Source organism: Citrobacter sp. R4 (genome assembly GCF_026719175.1).
Lineage (GTDB): Bacteria > Pseudomonadota > Gammaproteobacteria > Enterobacterales > Enterobacteriaceae > Citrobacter_A > Citrobacter_A sedlakii.
The window spans coordinates 91,533-109,724 of the sequence record NZ_JAPPSU010000007.1 but is presented as its reverse complement, the minus strand read 5'-3'; the positions used below and the strand labels follow the sequence as shown (position 1 = coordinate 109,724).

Annotated in this window: 21 protein-coding genes; 15 read left to right on the top strand and 6 right to left on the bottom strand. The window is 54.0% G+C overall.

Annotation, left to right across the window (positions count from 1 at the left end; genetic code table 11):
* Positions 1-13 precede the first annotated feature (13 nt).
* Positions 14-640 (top strand): hydrogen peroxide resistance inhibitor IprA, encoded by a 627-nt coding sequence (iprA, locus tag OOJ60_RS16005; protein ID WP_060569088.1) that lies wholly within the window; start codon positions 14-16, stop codon positions 638-640.
* On the opposite strand, the gene ampH is transcribed toward iprA, so the two are convergent.
* Entirely contained in the window at positions 641-1,798 is a 1,158-nt protein-coding gene (gene ampH / locus OOJ60_RS16000) for a D-alanyl-D-alanine-carboxypeptidase/endopeptidase AmpH (RefSeq protein WP_205612880.1), read from the bottom strand.
* A gap of 342 nt (positions 1,799-2,140) precedes the next feature.
* Here ampH and sbmA point away from each other — a divergent pair, with 342 nt between their 5' ends.
* Together sbmA and OOJ60_RS15990 are read left to right on the top strand one after the other, a co-directional pair.
* Positions 2,141-3,361 (top strand): peptide antibiotic transporter SbmA, encoded by a 1,221-nt coding sequence (sbmA, locus tag OOJ60_RS15995; protein WP_042286065.1) that lies wholly within the window; start codon positions 2,141-2,143, stop codon positions 3,359-3,361.
* 14 nt (positions 3,362-3,375) lie between these two features.
* Complete coding sequence (locus tag OOJ60_RS15990) at positions 3,376-4,470, top strand: DUF1615 domain-containing protein (RefSeq protein ID WP_181821889.1); 1,095 nt, start codon at positions 3,376-3,378, stop codon at positions 4,468-4,470.
* A gap of 36 nt (positions 4,471-4,506) precedes the next feature.
* Here the strand turns inward: OOJ60_RS15990 and OOJ60_RS15985 are convergent, their stop codons facing one another.
* Positions 4,507-4,815 carry a YaiY family protein gene (locus OOJ60_RS15985; protein WP_012904778.1) on the bottom strand — a complete coding sequence of 103 codons (309 nt, stop codon included), beginning with the start codon at positions 4,813-4,815 and terminating at the stop codon, positions 4,507-4,509.
* A gap of 258 nt (positions 4,816-5,073) precedes the next feature.
* Between OOJ60_RS15985 and OOJ60_RS15980 the strand changes: the two genes are divergently transcribed.
* Positions 5,074-5,292: a DUF2754 family protein gene (locus tag OOJ60_RS15980; RefSeq protein WP_205612879.1), complete on the top strand. Its 219-nt coding sequence runs from the start codon at positions 5,074-5,076 to the stop codon at positions 5,290-5,292.
* 54 nt (positions 5,293-5,346) lie between these two features.
* Here the strand turns inward: OOJ60_RS15980 and ddlA are convergent, their stop codons facing one another.
* Positions 5,347-6,441 (bottom strand): D-alanine--D-alanine ligase, encoded by a 1,095-nt coding sequence (gene ddlA / locus OOJ60_RS15975; protein WP_205612878.1) that lies wholly within the window; start codon positions 6,439-6,441, stop codon positions 5,347-5,349.
* Positions 6,442-6,546: 105 nt separating this feature from the next.
* On the opposite strand from ddlA, the gene OOJ60_RS15970 reads away from it, so the two are divergent.
* The 5 genes from OOJ60_RS15970 (at position 6,547) to adrA (ending at position 11,291) form a co-directional block, all read left to right on the top strand.
* Complete coding sequence (locus tag OOJ60_RS15970) at positions 6,547-7,230, top strand: extensin-like domain-containing protein (RefSeq protein WP_205612877.1); 684 nt, start codon at positions 6,547-6,549, stop codon at positions 7,228-7,230.
* Between the two features lie 167 nt (positions 7,231-7,397).
* Positions 7,398-8,603, top strand: coding sequence for a multidrug efflux MFS transporter (locus OOJ60_RS15965; protein ID WP_205612876.1), 1,206 nt, complete (start codon positions 7,398-7,400; stop codon positions 8,601-8,603).
* A gap of 254 nt (positions 8,604-8,857) precedes the next feature.
* Positions 8,858-9,118 (top strand): anti-adapter protein IraP, encoded by a 261-nt coding sequence (iraP, locus tag OOJ60_RS15960; RefSeq protein ID WP_042286052.1) that lies wholly within the window; start codon positions 8,858-8,860, stop codon positions 9,116-9,118.
* A gap of 637 nt (positions 9,119-9,755) precedes the next feature.
* Positions 9,756-10,076 carry a phosphate starvation-inducible protein PsiF gene (gene psiF / locus OOJ60_RS15955; protein WP_060569081.1) on the top strand — a complete coding sequence of 107 codons (321 nt, stop codon included), beginning with the start codon at positions 9,756-9,758 and terminating at the stop codon, positions 10,074-10,076.
* A gap of 114 nt (positions 10,077-10,190) precedes the next feature.
* Positions 10,191-11,291, top strand: coding sequence for a diguanylate cyclase AdrA (gene adrA, locus OOJ60_RS15950; RefSeq protein WP_200033511.1), 1,101 nt, complete (start codon positions 10,191-10,193; stop codon positions 11,289-11,291).
* A 15-nt stretch (positions 11,292-11,306) separates the two neighbouring features.
* On the opposite strand, the gene proC is transcribed toward adrA, so the two are convergent.
* Positions 11,307-12,116: a pyrroline-5-carboxylate reductase gene (gene proC, locus OOJ60_RS15945; protein ID WP_042286044.1), complete on the bottom strand. Its 810-nt coding sequence runs from the start codon at positions 12,114-12,116 to the stop codon at positions 11,307-11,309.
* A 147-nt stretch (positions 12,117-12,263) separates the two neighbouring features.
* Here proC and OOJ60_RS15940 point away from each other — a divergent pair, with 147 nt between their 5' ends.
* The 5 genes from OOJ60_RS15940 to ppnP all read left to right on the top strand — a co-directional run bounded on the left by OOJ60_RS15940 (position 12,264) and on the right by ppnP (position 14,962).
* Positions 12,264-12,713 (top strand): YaiI/YqxD family protein, encoded by a 450-nt coding sequence (locus OOJ60_RS15940; protein ID WP_042286041.1) that lies wholly within the window; start codon positions 12,264-12,266, stop codon positions 12,711-12,713.
* Positions 12,714-12,905: 192 nt separating this feature from the next.
* The gene (aroL, locus tag OOJ60_RS15935) at positions 12,906-13,451 is read left to right on the top strand and encodes a shikimate kinase AroL (protein ID WP_181821885.1); all 546 of its coding nucleotides are present in this window, start codon (positions 12,906-12,908) and stop codon (positions 13,449-13,451) included.
* A 27-nt stretch (positions 13,452-13,478) separates the two neighbouring features.
* Positions 13,479-13,670: a protein YaiA gene (gene yaiA / locus OOJ60_RS15930; RefSeq protein WP_042286035.1), complete on the top strand. Its 192-nt coding sequence runs from the start codon at positions 13,479-13,481 to the stop codon at positions 13,668-13,670.
* Between the two features lie 259 nt (positions 13,671-13,929).
* A complete protein-coding gene (locus OOJ60_RS15925) occupies positions 13,930-14,607 on the top strand; it encodes an AroM family protein (RefSeq protein WP_205612875.1) in 678 nt (225 codons plus the stop codon).
* A gap of 70 nt (positions 14,608-14,677) precedes the next feature.
* Positions 14,678-14,962, top strand: coding sequence for a pyrimidine/purine nucleoside phosphorylase (gene ppnP, locus OOJ60_RS15920; protein ID WP_042286027.1), 285 nt, complete (start codon positions 14,678-14,680; stop codon positions 14,960-14,962).
* A 66-nt stretch (positions 14,963-15,028) separates the two neighbouring features.
* Here the strand turns inward: ppnP and rdgC are convergent, their stop codons facing one another.
* Complete coding sequence (gene rdgC, locus OOJ60_RS15915; protein ID WP_042286024.1) at positions 15,029-15,940, bottom strand: recombination-associated protein RdgC; 912 nt, start codon at positions 15,938-15,940, stop codon at positions 15,029-15,031.
* Between the two features lie 127 nt (positions 15,941-16,067).
* Here rdgC and mak point away from each other — a divergent pair, with 127 nt between their 5' ends.
* Positions 16,068-16,976 carry a fructokinase gene (gene mak / locus OOJ60_RS15910; RefSeq protein ID WP_205612874.1) on the top strand — a complete coding sequence of 303 codons (909 nt, stop codon included), beginning with the start codon at positions 16,068-16,070 and terminating at the stop codon, positions 16,974-16,976.
* A 36-nt stretch (positions 16,977-17,012) separates the two neighbouring features.
* Here the strand turns inward: mak and araJ are convergent, their stop codons facing one another.
* Positions 17,013-18,191 (bottom strand): MFS transporter AraJ, encoded by a 1,179-nt coding sequence (gene araJ / locus OOJ60_RS15905; protein ID WP_205612873.1) that lies wholly within the window; start codon positions 18,189-18,191, stop codon positions 17,013-17,015.
* Between the last annotated feature and the right edge of the window lies 1 nt (position 18,192).

Genomic DNA, 18,192 nt, shown 5'->3' with positions numbered 1-18,192 from the left:
AAGGAACGCTAATATGTTGCCTGTCAGTAAACCATTAACCGAATTCGCTCGGCTCGACGCATGTTTATCAAAATATGGAACGCGTTTTGAGTTTTCCCGTAATGAGAAACAGACTCTTTATTCCAGTGATGTGAATCGTGATAACACCGTAGTTATCCTTGATGGCATCATTTCATTAAGACGGCAGGAACACATTTTGGTCGGCATAGGGCAGGCGCCTTTTATCATGGGCCTTGCTAACGGCGTGATGGAAAACAACGTGCCGTATGAGCTGATCTCTGATGGAACCTGTTCCGGTTATTTTCTGCCTTCATCGCAAACCGTGACTCTTATCGAAGAGTGCCAGCTGTGGCGTGATGCATTTTGCTGGCTGGCGTGGCTGAACCGCATTCTTGAACTGCGCGATCTGCAACTGATCGGCAACAACTCCTATGAACAAATTCGTTCGACCCTGTTTTCAATGAATGAATGGGAGGAAGGATTACGCGCACGGGTGGGCGTCATGAATTATATACACCAGCGCACGCGTATATCCCGCTCGGTGGTAGCGGAAGTGTTGGCGGCATTACGTAAGGGCGGCTATATCGAAATGAATAAAGGCAAACTGGTGGGAATTAACCGTCTGCCTTCAGAATACTGATCAGGATGCCGGAACCACTAACGGTTTATTTTCGCTCAGTTCGACGACCAGATCGTTAATACCGTCACTCATATTTTTGAAACGCGTCAGCGGTGAGCGCGTCACGACCACAAACGCCCCGACGTTTTGCTGAGGAATCATCGCCATATAGGTAATGAATCCACCACCGCCGCCGGTTTTTTGAATAATGCCCGGACGGCCCTCTTTCGGCGCCATATATACCCAGCCTAAGCCAAGCGCATCTGCTTTACCCGGCACATCCATGCCCGTCACGCGGGTGAGTTGCGCACGCTGATAGATCAGCGTCTGCATCCTGTCGGCCTGACGACTGCGATGGTAAAAGTCAGAGGACAGATACTGCTGCATCCAGCGCATGATATCGCCCGGCGTTGAATAGACGCCGCCGCTGCCAATCGCTGCAAGGGTGTTATTGCAAGGACTGGCGCCTTTTTCCGCCACCATCAGACGCTTGCACTGGTCGGGGGACGGCGTATAGGTCGTGTCTTTCATGCCCAAAGGCCGGGTGATCTTTTCTTCAAAGAGTTGGGAGTAAGGCTTACCGGCGGCGGTAGCCAACGCATCCGCCAGCAGGTCATACGCCAGGTTGGAATATGACGCCTGCGAACCCGGCGCGGCTTTTAGCGTGGCGTTAGAAAGATAGTGCCAGCGCTGCTCACGCGTCGGCCAGACAAAAACCGGACGTTTCGCCGCGCCGCCAGGCTGTTCGCGAGGCAGGGCGCTGGTGTGCGTCGCCAGGTTCACCAGGGTGATCGGTTTGCCCTGATACGACGGAACATATGCGCCTGGAGGAGCGTATTTACTCAGCGGATCGTCCAGCCTGACTGTGCCCTGGTCGAGCAGCTTCACCAGCATTTCACTGGTCATTAGCTTGGTTATCGAGGCAATACGGATAACCGAGTCCAGCTGTGGGCGCACATTATTACCTGGGCGGGTTTCGCCGAAGCTGCGAAAGACCCGCTGGTTGCCGTCGATCACAACCAGCGCCATCCCCGTTGCGCCGCTGCCATAAAAAATATGATTGGCGTAACGTTCAACGATATCAGATGCGAAAACCGGTTCAGCGATAGGCTGCGCCGCCTGGACTGAGGTCAATGACGCCGCACACAGCGCGGCAGAAAAAAGCAGACTACGTTTCAACGGTGGTGTCCATGCATGAATAAAAGGAAGAAGACAGTTCGTATTTATACTACGGCGCGTTCTTTTTCAAAGCGCTAATTAAAGCAAGGATAGTTATAAAAACGTAACGACGAGTAAATCCACGTTTTTTGCGGCGAAAGAAAGTTCGCTTTTGTGATCCTGAGCGTATAGTAGCCGTCGTTTTTGTGCGGGAGGCTGTAATCCGTCGAAACAATATTTCAGCAATGGCAGGCGAACTAAGCGCCGCCGTTCTGGTCACAATGGCGGTTTCGCTGGTGTGACGTTTTTACTTTCTTCAGCACAGCCGTTGTCATAACGATAAGAAGTTAGCAGGAGAGCATTATGTTCAAGTCATTTTTCCCGAAGCCGGGACCCTTTTTTCTCTCGGCGTTTATTTGGGCAGTCGCTGCCGTCATTTTCTGGCAGGCGGGTGGGGGAGACTGGGTTGCGCATTTCACCGGCGCAACGGACGACGTGCCCATTAGCGCCGCGCGTTTCTGGTCTTTGAACTACCTGATCTTTTATGCTTATTACGTGCTTTGCGTGGGGGTATTTGCCCTGTTCTGGTTTATCTACAGCCCGCACCGCTGGCAGTACTGGTCGATTCTCGGCACGTCGCTGATTGTCTTTGTGACCTGGTTTCTGGTTGAAGTTGGGGTGGCCGTCAATGCCTGGTATGCGCCCTTTTACGATCTGATTCAGAAAGCGCTTAGCGCTCCTCATACTGTCACAATGGCGCAATTCTACAATGAGTTAGGTATCTTTCTGGGGATTGCGCTGATTGCCGTGGTGATAAGCGTGTTGAACAATTTTTTCGTCAGCCACTATGTGTTCCGTTGGCGTACGGCGATGAATGAATACTACATGGCGCAGTGGCAGCATTTGCGTCATATCGAAGGCGCCGCCCAGCGTGTGCAGGAAGATACCATGCGTTTTGCCTCCACGCTGGAAAGCATGGGCGTGAGCTTTATTAAGGCGATTATGACCTTAATCGCTTTTCTGCCGGTGCTGATTGCGCTTTCTCCACACGTACCGGAACTGCCGATTGTCGGCCATGTGCCTTACGGTCTGGTGATTGCCGCGATTATCTGGTCGCTGATGGGCACCGGTTTGCTGGCGGTGGTTGGGATCAAGCTGCCGGGGCTGGAGTTCAAAAATCAGCGCGTCGAAGCGGCTTATCGTAAAGAGCTGGTGTATGGCGAAGACGACGCCAACCGCGCCACGCCGCCAACGGTTCGTGAATTGTTCAACGCGGTGCGCCAGAACTATTTCCGTCTCTATTTCCACTACATGTATTTTAATATCGCCCGCATTTTGTACCTGCAGGTGGATAACGTTTTCGGCTTGTTCCTGCTGTTTCCGTCGATCGTTGCCGGTACGATTACGCTCGGCCTGATGACGCAAATCACCAATGTGTTTAGCCAGGTACGTGGGGCTTTTCAGTATCTGATAAACTCATGGACCACGCTGGTGGAGCTGATGTCTATCTACAAACGTCTGCGTAGCTTTGAGCGCGAACTGGACGACAACGATATTCAGGCTGTCACCCACACTCTTGGTTAATATAAGGAAGCATTATGTCGGCGGCGTCTCGTTTTTCCCCTTTGTCATTACTGGCCGGGCTGGTCCTTGTTGGATGCAGTACCCAGACGGCGCAGCCGCTAAAAAAAGGTGAGAAAGCCGTCGACGTCGCGAGCGTGGTGCGCCAGAAAATGCCAGCCAGCGTCAAAGACCGCGATAGCTGGGCCAAAGACCTGGCGAAAACCTTTGAGAGCCAGAAGATCGCCCCGACGGAGGAAAACGTCTGTTCGGTGCTGGCGGTCGCACAGCAGGAGTCTAACTATACAGCCGATCCCACCGTGCCGGGGCTGAGCAAAATCGCCTGGCAGGAGATTGACCGCCGCGCCGGGCGCATGCATATTCCGCTTTTTCTGGTGCATACCGCGCTTAAAATCAACTCCCCGAATGGCAAGAGCTACAGCGATCGCCTTGATACGGTAAAAACCGAAAAACAACTTAGCGCGATTTTTGATGATTTCATCAATATGGTGCCGATGGGGCAGACGCTGTTTGGCTCGCTGAATCCGGTTCATACGGGCGGTCCGATGCAGGTCAGCATCGCTTTCGCCGAGCAGCACGCCAACGGTTACCCGTGGACGATGGACGGAACGGTGCGTCAGGAAGTCTTCACCCGTCGCGGCGGACTGTGGTTTGGGACCTACCATCTGCTCAATTATCCGGCGAACTACAGCGCGCCAATTTTCCGCTTTGCCGACTTTAATGCCGGATGGTATGCCAGCCGCAATGCCGCTTTCCAGAATGCCGTCAGCAAAGCCAGCGGCGTAAAACTGGCGCTGGACGGCGATTTGATCGCGTATGGCAGCAAGGCGGCGGGCAAAACCGAGCTGGCGGTGCGTAAGCTGGCGAACAAACTGGATCTCAGTGAAAGCGCTATCCGTCGACAGCTGGAAAAAGGCGACAGCCTGGCGTTCGAAGAGACGGATCTGTACAAAGGGGTCTACGCTCTCGCCGAGAAGAAAACGGGTAAAGCATTACCGCGAGAGATGCTGCCGGGTATTCAACTGGAAAGTCCCAAGATTACCCGTAATCTGACGACGGCGTGGTTCGCAAAACGGGTAGACGATCGACGGGCGAGATGTATGAAGCTGTAGCGGGTCGGGTGAGGGAATCCCACCCGACAGGAAAGATCAGTGATGGCGATGCCGCCAGTGCAGGAAGGCGGCAATCACGCCGAAAATCAGACTGCCGACCAGAAACGGCACCAGGCCAAATATTGTACCGACGCCCAGCCCGATTTCGACGCGCGGACGTCCCGTCTCTTGAACCTGCATCAGATGCTCATATACACCCGGCGCGTGAACCAACAGGTTCAGGATCTGCGCGCCAGCCCAGAAACAAAACAGCACAAACACCGCATACGCGATGTTGCCAGGGGTAGAGGAGGTTTCTCGATGTTTCCCATTAAACAGGGATTTTGAGAGAGTGAAATCAGCCATAAATGACCTCCGCGGGAATTTCTGCTTTCTGCCTGACATCTGCCAGGAACGTAGTGTGAGTCTGACAGGTCATCGCGTTTGTCAATATCAGAATGATGGTAAATTAAGCCTGGGATGAGTCCTGGAATGCAGATTTTTGCCGCTTGTCACAAATACATTACCTTAATTTAAATTTTGCAACATTTAAGAAATTCCGCATACGGCACAGACGGGTTTCCAGTACTATGCCACTATGTTTTTTTTCGTGCGGGAGACGCTATGAATTTGCCTGTAAAAATCCGCCGCGACTGGCATTACTATGCCTTCGCCATCGGGCTTATTTTTATTCTTAACGGTGTCGTCGGGTTGCTGGGATTTGAAGCTAAAGGCTGGCAAACCTATGCCGTGGGCACAGTCACCTGGGTGATGAGCTTCTGGCTGGCGGGGCTGATCATTCGTCGTCGGGTGGAAGATGACGACGCTGCGTCAGTCAAATAATGCGCATTTGAGCGCCCGGTAAGCCTGACGCTACCGGGCAATCAAAAGTGCAGATTACATGGTCGTTTTCAGGGCATTATCCGCCACGTGACGCTCCAGCGCCAGCTCGATTAACCGGGTGATCAGGTCGGTGTAGCCTAACCCACTGGCCTGCCACAGTTTCGGATACATACTGATATTGGTGAATCCCGGCAGGGTGTTGATCTCATTGATCACCACCTCGTTATCCGCCGTTAAAAAGACATCCACCCGCGCCATACCGGCGCAGCCCAGCGTCTGGTAAGCCTGGATCGCGATATCACGGATCTTGTCGTTAACCTCAGGCGCGATCGCCGCAGGCACCACAACCTTCGCGCCGTTGTCGTCAATGTATTTGGTGTCGTAGGCATAGAAATCGCTGTTCAGCACGATCTCGCCGCAGGTGCTCGCTTGCGGATGATCGTTGCCGAGGACCGCGCATTCGATCTCGCGACCCTTGATCCCCTGTTCCACCACCACTTTGTGATCGAATCCAAACGCCAGTTCGATCGCCTGCGCATACTGCGCTTCACTGGTGACTTTACTGACGCCCACGGATGAGCCCTGGTTGGCAGGCTTCACGAAAAGCGGCAGACCAAGACGCGCTTCTACGTCGGCAAAGCTGATAGCGTGACGGTTGGCACGGGTGAGGGTGATAAAGGGCGCGATATTCAGCCCGGCATCACGCAGCAGACGCTTGGTGACGTCTTTATCCATACATGCCGCGGAGCCCAGCACGTCGGAACCGACAAACGGCAAATTCGCCACCCGCAGCATGCCCTGCAATGAGCCGTCTTCGCCCAGCGTGCCGTGAACGATCGGGAAAATTACGTCAACTGTCGGCAACGGCTGCGCGGTTTGCGCGTCAATCAGCTGCTGCTCATGTTTACCCGGCACCTGCGCGAGGCTGGTAGTGGAAGGGCGCAGCGCAATGCGCGCCGGATTGTCGGCGTTGAGCAGGTAATTTTCGGCATCGCTGACGTGCCACTGCCCTTGTTTATCAATGCCTAAAAGCACAACGTCAAAGTGGGTCTTGTCGATGGCATCGACAATATTTTTTGCCGATTGCAATGACACTTCATGTTCCGCTGATTTCCCACCAAATACGATTCCTACCCGCAATTTTGCCATCTTAAAACCCATTCCATCGAACGCAAAGCGTATACATTACCACGACAAAACGAGGGATTCGCGGGCTTCTGCCATAATGTTAAGCAGAAACGCAAAGGAGGGGGCGTGAAAGGTAAAGGCTGGCTGTTTATTATTCTCTTGGGCGTGGCGGGGGGCGTGGGGTACCGGTATCTGCCGCCATATTACAATCCCTTTACGCCGCTCGGGCTGACCGATCCGCCCAACTGGCTGACCAAATTCAAGCTTCAGCGGCTGACGAAAGATCAATGTCAGGCTTTGCTGCAACAGGCGAACCAGCGAAAGCTGATCTCCTCGCAGCCGGTGGCCGACAGTGCGGGCGACTGTCCGTTAACCGACGTGGTGCGCGTCAGGGATTTCGGCGCGGTCAAACTGAGCAGCAGCTTTCTCGCTTCCTGCCCGCTGGCGCTCAGCGCAGCGCTGTTTGTTGAACAGCAGGCGCGGCCGTTAACCGAGCAGTTTATGGCCAGCAGGCTGACGCGTATCGATCACCTGGGCAGCTTCGCCTGCCGCAATATCTACCACCGTCCCGACGCGCGCCGAAGCGAACACGCCAGCGCGCAGGCGCTGGATATCAGCGGCTTTCGCCTTGCCGACGGGCGAAACATAAGCGTGCTGCGCGGCTGGAAGCAGGATGAAAGCGCCCCCTGGCTGCGCGCGATGCTCAGCGCGAGCTGTCAGTACTTTGGTAACGGGTTGGGTCCGGAGTATAACGCCGCGCACGCTAACCATTTTCACCTCGGCATGCGCGGATACGGCCTTTGTCGTTAAGCATAACGCGCTGCATGTGGGGGGCATTTATGTGATTTGTTTCACAAATCTGATGAACGGGAAGATAAAATAGCAAACTCAAACCCATCGCATCTCTTGAACCATTCCGCGGCTGCATTATTGCTAAACTGTGCCGCGTTTTCAGTACGTTATCACAACGAGTATTTATGGAATCCTGGAAAGTTAACCTCATTTCCGTCTGGTTCGGCTGCTTTTTCACCGGTCTGGCAATCAGTCAAATCCTGCCGTTCTTGCCGTTATATATTTCACAGTTAGGGGTTTCCTCCCACAAAGCGCTCTCGATGTGGTCTGGTCTGACTTTCAGTATCACCTTTCTTATCTCCGCCATTGTCTCGCCCCTCTGGGGCAGTCTCGCCGATCGCAAGGGCCGTAAGCTGATGCTGCTGCGCGCCTCCTTAGGCATGGCGATAGCGATTCTGCTACAGGCATTTGCCACAAACGTCTGGCAGCTGTTTTTGCTGCGCGGCATTATGGGTCTCACCTCCGGCTATATTCCTAATGCGATGGCGCTGGTCGCGTCGCAGGTTCCGCGCGAACGAAGCGGATGGGCGCTCAGTACGCTGGCGACCGCACAAATCAGCGGCGTGATTGGCGGCCCGCTGATGGGCGGCTTTATTGCCGACCATGTCGGGCTACGACCCGTCTTTTTTATTACCGCAATGCTGTTGATGGTGAGCTTTCTGGTGACCTTCTTTTTGATCAAAGAAGGCGTGCGTCCGACACTGAAAAAGAGTGAACGTCTGAGCGGCAGGGCGGTTTTTGCTTCGCTCCCGTACCCGGCGTTAGTTATTAGCCTGTTTTTCACCACGCTGGTCATTCAACTGTGCAATGGCTCCATTAGTCCGATTCTGGCGTTGTTTATTAAGTCGATGGCGCCGGACAGCAATAACATCGCTTTTCTGAGCGGATTCATTGCCTCGGTGCCAGGTATTTCCGCACTCATCTCTGCGCCGCGACTGGGAAAGCTGGGCGATCGGATCGGCACGGAGCGCATTTTAATGGCGACGCTTATCTGTGCGGTGGTGTTGTTTTTCGCTATGTCATGGGTCACTACGCCTTTTCAGCTTGGCGTACTGCGTTTTCTGCTCGGGTTTGCCGATGGCGCGATGCTGCCTGCGGTGCAAACGCTGCTGGTGAAATACTCCAGTGAGCAAATTACTGGACGTATTTTTGGTTATAATCAGTCGTTTATGTATCTTGGCAACGTTGCGGGGCCGTTAATGGGCGCGACGGTCTCGGCAATGGCCGGTTTCCGCTGGGTATTTATTGCCACCGCGGTCATTGTGCTAATCAACATTGTTCAGTTAATGCTGACGTTACGCCAGCGGGAAAAAGGTCGTACAACGGGTTGAATTAATAAAAGAAAGTGACTTAAGTTAAATCCATGCATTTTTATCATAACTTTAGATTATGGCTGGAGGTGATTATTTATTTGCTTTCTTTAATTTCAGTCTTCCTCACTGCTGGCGAGAAACGTTTCGCTATCGTTAATTTGTGATTATTTACGCAAAGTCATTTCTTTCTTTTAAAAATACTACGCTTCACCTCTAGGCAGCATGAGTTCACAATGATAACGTCAGGCTTCTTTAGTTAAGGGAATACAGTCATGAAAAATCTCATTGCTGAGTTGTTGCTTAAGCTTGCCCAGAAAGAAGAAGAATCGAAGGAACTGGTTGCTCAGGTAGAGGCGTTAGAGATTATCGTCACGGCGATGCTGCGTAATATGGCGAAAAAAGAGCAGGATATCCTGATTCAACAGGTGGAAGGGGCTCTTGACGGGGTAAAGCCGGATGCCAGCATTTCTGATGACGATAAAGAACTGCTGCGCCAGTATGTCCAAAAACTCCTGAAACACCCTCGTTACTAACGTTATTCTTCGTGACAGACGCGTTGGCGGAAATTGACCAGGGCGCTTTTGTCCTGTCCGGCAACGCGAATGTGTTTTGGCTATAAGCAAGAACACATTGTCATAAACCTGTCACGACATAACGTTATAGTCGCTTTGTTTTTATTATTTTACCCTGAAGACATCCGTTAAAAGAGTGTTGTAGCGTTGGCGCATATAACTCAATGCGTTTTCTACGCTCAGCGGGATTCATTCATTTGTCGCTTTCCTGCAAGGTCTGTTATTTAGGGTAAGTGAGTATTTTACATGGAGAATATTAAATGAAGCGAAGCGGTAAAACCCTTGCTTGTTACCGCTGATGTTCATTCCAGCCGGACGCGTAGAAATTCCCGTCATGACGCTATGGCGTCATTTCGAAATAACTGCTGCCGGGGATGTTCTCTGAGGGAAATATGCCGGTGCGCTGGAAAGCGGCGCCGGGTCTGACGTCGTCCATCACCCGGCAGGATTACTTTTGCTGTCGGGTGGCTTTTTTGAGGTTAGCGACCAGACTTAATGACATCAGTACGAAATCAGGTTCGCGGATCGTCGCCATCCGGCATGGCAACGCATTTCGCGAAACGCTCGACTGTGTCCTGGTTCAAAAAAGGATGGTGCTATGAAAATAACATTACTGGTAACGCTATTATTTGGTCTGGTCTTTTTAACGACAGTCGGTGCTGCCGAGAAAACACTCACCCCACAACAACAGCGTATGACCACCTGTAATCAGCAGGCGACAGCGCAGGCGCTAAAAGGGGATGCCCGCAAGACGTACATGAGTAATTGCCTTAAAAACAGTCAATCCGATCCTAATGAGAAAAGCCTGACGCCGCAGCAGCAGAAAATGCGTGAGTGCAATTCTCAGGCGACACAGCAGTCGCTGAAAGGTGACGATCGCAGTAAGTTTATGAGCGCCTGCCTGAAGAAAGCGGCCTAAGCGCGTAGTGCTAACGGGTGAGCCGAGGGCATCGCTCACCCGAAATCTCATACTTTCCCCGCCACGCTCGTCTCTATAATTTGGGAAATTATTTCTAAATGTTCCCAAAAAATAATGAATGACGATAATTTTTACAAAAATCACATCGCGCCGGATGAGGGTGGTTACATCTCTTTGCAGCACGATCTTCAGCGCTCCGGACTGCGATTCGCCCGGCGCGTCAGGCTGCCGCGCGCGGTGGCGCTGGGCGGAATGTTCTTCCCCCTTGCGGCAACCCTGGTCAGCCAGCCGGTAGCAGGGGGCTGGTGGTTAGCGCTGGTTGGCTGGGCGTTCGTCTGGCCGCATCTGGCCTGGCAGATTGCCAGCAGGGCAAGCGATCCGCTGCATCGCGAGTTCAGCAATTTCAAAATAGATGCGATCTTCGCTGGCGTGTGGATTGGGCTGACTGGCGTTAACGCGCTGCCTTCCTGCGCGCTGTTGATGATGATGGGGATGAATCTGATGGGCGCGGGCGGTTCGCGGTTGTTTTTCGCCGGAACGGTGCTGATGACATTAGCCACCTTGCTGACACTGCAACTGACCGGCGGCGTGGTGTCGTTTTCCAGCACGCCGCTTGAAGGGGGACTGACGCTGCCCATTATCATCCTCTATCCGCTTTTATTTGCCTGGGTAAGTTACCAGACCGCGACAACGCTGGCGGAGCATAAGCGAAGACTAAAGATCATGAGCACCCATGACGGGATGACAGGGGTCTTTAACCGGCGCCACTGGGAGATGCTACTGCGCGCGGAGTTTGAACGCTGTCGCCGGCAGCATTGCGACTGCACGCTCCTGATCATTGATATCGACCATTTCAAGGGAATTAATGACACCTGGGGACACGACGTCGGCGATGAGGCCATTCAGGCGCTGACCCGACAGCTACGGATGACCCTGCGTAGCAGCGACCTGATAGGCCGCTTTGGCGGCGATGAGTTTGCGGTCATTATGCATGGGACGCCAGCCGGCAATGCCATTGCGGCGATGTCGCGGGTTCACGAAGGACTTCGCGCATTACGTCTGCCCTGCGCTCCGCAGGTGATAGTGCATATCAGCGTTGGCGTTGCTCCGCTGACACCGCAGTTTAGCCATTATCGCGAATGGCTGAAGTCCGCCGATCTGGCGCTCTATAAAGCAAAGCACGCCGGACGTAACCGCACCGAAGTGGCGGCGTAACGTCCGGTTGTCTGCTCAGGACTTGCTGAGCTTCTCTGATTTTTCCATACACTTCGCCATCGCTTCGATCACCGCAGCCCGGAACCCGCGCTCTTCGAGGACGCGTACCGCTTCGATGGTGGTACCGCCCGGCGAGCAGACCATATCTTTCAACGCCCCCGGATGCTCACCGGTTTCCAGTACCATCTTTGCGGAGCCCATCACCGCCTGGGCGGCAAATTTATAGGCCTGGGCGCGCGGCATTCCACCCAGCACGGCGGCATCGGCCATCGCTTCGATAAACATAAAGACATAGGCAGGCGCGGATCCGCTGACCCCGACAACCGGATGAATCATCGACTCAGCAATGACCTCCGCTTCGCCAAAGCAGCGGAAAATGTTCAGTACGTCAGCAGTATCTTCAGGCGTCACCAGCGCATTTGGCGTAATGGAGGTCATCCCGGCATTGACCAGCGACGGCGTGTTTGGCATCGCACGAACGATTTTACGGTCATGCCCCAGCGCGCGAGCCAACTGGTCCAGCGTAACGCCCGCGGCAATCGACACCACCAGCGATTCTTTATTCAGGCTGGAGGTGATATCGCTCAGCACTTTGATCATGATGCCGGGCTTCACGGCGCCAAAAACAATATCAGCGATCTGCGCCACTTCCTGGGCGGATTGCGCAGCGTTAATGCCGTACTGGTCGCGCAGCGCGGCGACTTTTTCAGGGGACGGCGTGTAAACCCAAATTTGGCCGGGGAGCACCTGACCGCTGGCAATCAGGCCGCCGAGGATCGCTTTACCCATATTACCGCAGCCGATAAAACCGATTTTCTTATCCATCTCGTCACTCCCTATGCGTGATAATTGTTGTTTTGACTGATAAAGCCTAGCTTAACGCGTTATGAAAGAGCCATGAAGGGCAAACAGCACTTTGCCGCAGGGCAAAAGCACGCGACAATAGAAAATTGCCTCTTAACGGGAAACAGTATGACGATTTGGGTTGATGCGGATGCGTGTCCGAACGTAATTAAAGAGATCCTTTTTCGCGCCGCCGGGCGAATGCAACAGACGTTGATCCTGGTGGCGAACCAGACCCTGCGCGTTCCACCGTCGCCGTTTATCCGCACGCTGCGCGTGCCCGCCGGTTTTGATGTGGCGGATAACGAAATCGTGCGCCAGTGCGCAGCAGGCGATCTGGTGATCACCGCGGATATTCCGCTGGCATCGGAAGTGCTGGCGAAAGGCGCCGCAGCGCTCAACCCGCGCGGGGAGCGTTACACCGAGTCGACGATCCGCGAGCGTCTGACCATGCGCGACTTTATGGATACCCTCCGCGCCAGCGGCATCCAGACCGGCGGGCCGGACAGCCTCTCGCCGCGTGACCGCCAGCACTTCGCGGCTGAGCTGGAGAAGTGGTGGCGGGAAGCTCAGCGCTGAAAAGGATGATGTAATTTATTTTTTACAGTTTTCTCAGCACTGTTTCTTGTTATAGTAGGGATATATTGTTACTTTTAGTCTGAAGTGGAAATTAATGTTTACACTTTGGGTTATCTATGCATTGGGTGGTATGATTATTACTTTCACGACATTTTATTCCGCAACGTCGCGGCTTTTTGGGGAATTCCCGGTATGACGCAACCGCTTTATCTTGTGGGTCCGCGTGGATGTGGAAAGACAACGGTTGGCATGGCGCTGGCGTCGGCAATTAACTGCCGCTTTGTCGATACCGACCAATGGCTACAGTCGCAGATGCAAATGACAGTGGCGGAGATCGTTGAACGGGAAGGCTGGCCTGGGTTTCGCGCCCGGGAAACCGCCGCGCTGGAAGCGGTCACTGCCCCTGCGACGGTCGTGGCTACGGGCGGCGGCATTATTCTGACGGAATACAATCGTCACTTCATGCGCGAAAACGGCATTGTCGTTTATTTAAGCGCGCCGGTGTCCACGCTGGTGGGACGCCTGGAAGCGTCGCCTGAAGAAGAACTGCGCCCGGCGCTAACCGGCAAACCGCTCAGTGAAGAGGTGCGAGAGGTGCTTGCCCAGCGCGACATATTGTATCGCCAGGCGGCCCATTTCATCATTGATGCGTCAAACGCGCCCGACCAGGTGATTTCTGAAATTCGGGGCGCGCTGGCGCAGGTTACGCAGCGTAAACAAGGCGGCGTCTATACTTAAGGTTCATTCTGACAAAAAGGAAGAGCCATGCCGACCAGACCTCCTTATCCACGGGAAGCGTATATTGTCACCATTGAGAAAGGCGCACCGGGTCAGACCGTGACCTGGTATCAGTTGCGTGCCGATCACCCGAAACCCGACTCGTTAATCAGCGAGCATCCGACGGCGCAAGAAGCGATGGATGCGAAAAAGCGTTACGAAGATCCTGAAAAAAGCTGACGCCACAAGCGACTCGGAATGGATTCTGAGTTATCCCTAAACCGAAGCTGCATCACATATTTCGCAGATGACATTTTGTTTCAAAAAAAGAACATTAAACGATAACAATATTTTACTGGAATCATCTGGAATCTTTACATAATACTTTGCCCATCTCCTGCTACGCTTTTTTGCATTTAAATTTGCATCAGGCAAATGTCGGCAGTGGCGTAGAGCATTTGTTCGCAAATAAACGACGAAATATAAAAAGGTGGCAAAAATGAGCGCGTCGTTGGCAATTCTCACTATCGGCGTTGTACCCACGAGCGAAATCCTGCCGCTCCTGACGGAGTACATCGACGAACAGCACATTACCCATCACAGCCTGCTTGGAAAAATGAACCGTGAAGATGTGCTCACGGAATATAAAATTGACGCAGGAGAAGCACCGCTCTTAACCCTGCTTAGCGATAATCAACCGGCCCATGTCTCTAAACAAAAAGTCGAACGCGATCTGCAAAGCGTTATTGAGGTGCTGGATAACCAGGGTTACGACATTATTCTTTTGATGAGCACCGCGAGCATCAGAAGTATGACCGCCCGTAACAGTATTCTGCTGGAGCCGCGACGTATTATCCCGCCGCTGGTGGCCTCTATCGTTGACGGACATCAGGTGGGCGGTATCGTGCCGGTCGAGGAGCTTATGTCTGCCCAGGCGGAAAAGTGGCAGGTGCTGGCGTCGCCGCCGGTTTATTCACTGGCGAATCCGGTGCATGGCAGCGTCCAGCAGTTGATCGACGCCGGCAAAGCGCTGCTTGAGCAGGGCGCGGATGTGATTATGCTGGACTGCCTGGGATTTCATCAGCGTCACCGCGATGTGCTGCAAAAGTCGTTGGATGTGCCGGTTTTGCTCTCTAATGTATTGATTGCACGGCTGGCTTCTGAATTGCTGGTTTAATTTTGCGTGACAGGCGAAAGGTCAGGACCCTATATTGGGAGTGAATTTAATCACCAGACAGGGTCAGTTTATGCTTCAAAGTAACGAATACTTTTCCGGCAAAGTGAAATCGATCGGCTTTACCAGCAGCAGCACTGGCCGCGCCAGCGTTGGCGTGATGCTGGAAGGGGAATACACGTTTGGTACCGCAGAGCCGGAAGAAATGACGGTAGTGAGCGGCGCGTTGAATGTCCTTTTGCCGGGCGCAACCGAATGGAAAGTGTATGCCGCCGGCGAGGTATTTAACGTCCCTGGCCACAGTGAGTTCCATTTGCAGGTGGCGGAGCCGACCTCCTACCTTTGCCGCTATCTGTAAACGAGAAAGGCCGGATAGCGACACAAAAGCGTCTTGTCCGGCCTTTCCTTGCGCAGCAACCGCGCTTTAGCGCTGGGCTTCTCCACCCAGGCCTTCCACCAGATTCTGGATCAACGCCGCCAGCTCTCCGGTCATCAGGATAAAGTCAGCGTCGAAACGCTGGGCGAAATCTTCCCGATCGATATCTTCGTTTTGATCGCGCAGTTCGTCGCTGAATTTCAGACGCTTAATCGAACCGTCATCGCAAACCATAAACTGAATGCGCTGCTGCCAGTCGAGGGCCAGCTTGGTCACCACTTTACCGGCTTCAATGTGCACCGCGATTTCGTCGCTCACCAGATCCTGTTTTTTCGCCCGGATCACGCCGCCATCTTCCAGCATCGCTTTCAGTTCGGCTTCGTCCAGCAACTGGAAGCCCTGAGCCACGGTGCCGGAACGCACCCATTCAGTGAGCGTCAATTCGATCGGATTTTCCAGCGCCAGCGGAACCACCGGCAGCGAACCGAGGCATTTACGCAGCAGCGCCAGCGTATCTTCCGCTTTTTTGGCGCTGGCGCAGTCCACCATGATCAGCCCGTTAACCGTGTCGATCCACATCATTGTCTGGCTGAAGCGACTGAAGGCGCGCGGCAACAGAGAATGCAGCACTTCATCCTTCAGCGAATCTTTTTCCGTTTTTTTCAGCTTACGCGCTTGCTCGGCTTCCAGCTTGGCGATCTTCGCTTCCAGCGCCTGTTTGATGACCGGCGAAGGCAGGATCTTCTCTTCTTTACGCGCGCAAATCAGGATCTGGCCGTTGTGGGCATGCGTCAGTGCATCGCTGTGCGATCCCATTGGCGGCACCCAGCCCATTTTGGCCATATCCTGGCTACCGCAAGGGGTAAACGTCATTGAGGCTAGCTGTTTTTCCATCTCTTCAGCGCGCAACGAAATATCGCGGCTAAGACGGTAAACCATTAAATTTTTGAACCACAGCATGATAATTTCCACGGCCTTGTCGTTAAATCCAGCGCGTATAGTAGCGAATTGTCGGCGGCCTTGCATTGCTTAAGCGAAAGCCCGACTCTACGCTATTGATATTGCCGAAAAAAATAAGGAGTGGCCTGTGCGTATAGGTATTGACCTTGGCGGTACCAAAACGGAAGTGATTGCGCTCGGCGAGGCGGGGGAGCAATTGTTCCGCCATCGCCTGCCGACGCCGCGTGAGGATTATCAGCAAACTATTGAGACTATTGCGACGTTGGTCGCCATGGCCGAACGCGCTACCGGGCAGACGGGAACGGTCGGAATAGGCATTCCCGGTTCCCTGTCGCCCTACACCGGCGTGGTGAAAAACGCCAATTCGACCTGGCTTAACGGACAGCCATTCGACCGCGATCTGTGCGCGCGTTTGCAGCGTGAGGTGCGCCTGGCGAATGACGCAAACTGTCTGGCGGTTTCTGAAGCGGTCGACGGCGCGGCTGCCGGAGCGCAAACGGTGTTTGCGGTGATTATTGGTACCGGCTGCGGCGCAGGCGTTGCGCTGAACGGACGGGCGCACATCGGAGGGAACGGTACGGCGGGCGAGTGGGGGCATAATCCATTGCCGTGGATGGATGAAGATGAGCTTCGCTATCGCGAGGAGGTGCCCTGCTATTGTGGCAAACAGGGGTGTATTGAAACGTTTATCTCCGGCACCGGCTTCGCGACCGATTACCACCGCCTGAGCGGGCATCCGCTGCAGGGCAGCGACATCATGCAGCGTGTGGCGGCGCAGGATCCGGTGGCCGAGCTGGCGTTAAGCCGCTACGAGCTGCGGCTGGCGAAATCGCTTGCCCATATAGTGAACATACTCGATCCGGATGCGATCGTGCTGGGCGGCGGGATGAGCAATGTCGATCGTTTGTATAAAACCGTTCCGACGCTTATCAAACAGTTTGTCTTTGGCGGTGAGTGTGAAACGCCAATCCGTAAAGCGCTACACGGCGACTCCAGCGGCGTGCGCGGCGCCGCGTGGCTGTGGCCGCAAGGGTAATATTCCTGCGGGCAGTACGTATAGGCCGGACGCGCGTCAGCGCCCTCCGGCCACCGGTGACACCGGGTGCTGTCGGCGCTTAACGCGTCCATACATCAACAATGACGCCATTGCCGTAAACGACAGCAGGGCGGCGGGCAGCGCCACATAGTGATAGGCAAAACCCAGCGTCAGCATCATTCCGCCGCAGTATGCGCCAATAGCGCTCCCGAGATTAAAGGCGATTTGCCCCCCTGCCGCGCCCAGCAGTTCGCCGCCTTTGGCATTTTCCAGCAGCAGGATCTGCAGCGGCGCGGAAAGGGCAAACAGTCCGGCGCAGCAGATAAACGCAAACGTCAGCGACGCGACTTTTATCCCGCCCACATAAAAGAGCAGCAGCAGACACAGGACGATGACAAAGTCGGTTGTCGCCGCGATCCGAAGCGGAGAAAAGCGACCCGATAACCGTCCGCTAAGCAGGTTGCCCAGTACCATCCCCAGCCCGACCAGCATCATGATGAAAGTCATGACCGTCTCGCTGAAGCCGGAAACGTAAATCATGTACGGTTTGATATAGCTGAACCAGGCGAAAACCCCGGCATTGCCGAACAGGGTGGCGGAAAATATCAGCCATGGCGCGGGGCTTTTCAGGAAATGAAACTGTTCACGCAGCTTTCCTTTCGCTTCATCATGCAGATCAGGCACCCAGAAACCGATCGAGACCATCACCGCAACGTTAAACACGGCGATCAGCAAAAAGGTATAGCGCCAGCTGAATTCATGGCTGAGAAACGTCCCGAGCGGGATGCCAACCAGATTTGCGACGGTCATTCCGGCCACCATCCCCGCCACGGCGGCGGTGACTTTTCCCGGCCGGACGAGTTTAGACAGAATTATCGCGCCCACGCCAAAGAAAGCGCCGTGCGGAAAGCCGGAGACCAGCCTGCCGACCGCCAGCATGGCGTAAGAAGAGGAGAGGGTAAATATCGCGTTGCCGATGACGCACAGGGTCACCAGAAACAGCAGAATATGCTTGAGCGAAAAGCGACTGGAAAAAAGGGCGATAATGGGGGCGCCCAGCACCACGCCAAACGCGTAGTACGAGATCATATGTCCGGCGGCGGGAATCGAAATGCCAACGTCGCGGGCTAATTCCGTTAATACCCCCATGATGCCGAATTCGGCCATGCCCAGCCCAAACGTCCCGAGCGCTAAAGAAAAAATAACCTTGTTCATA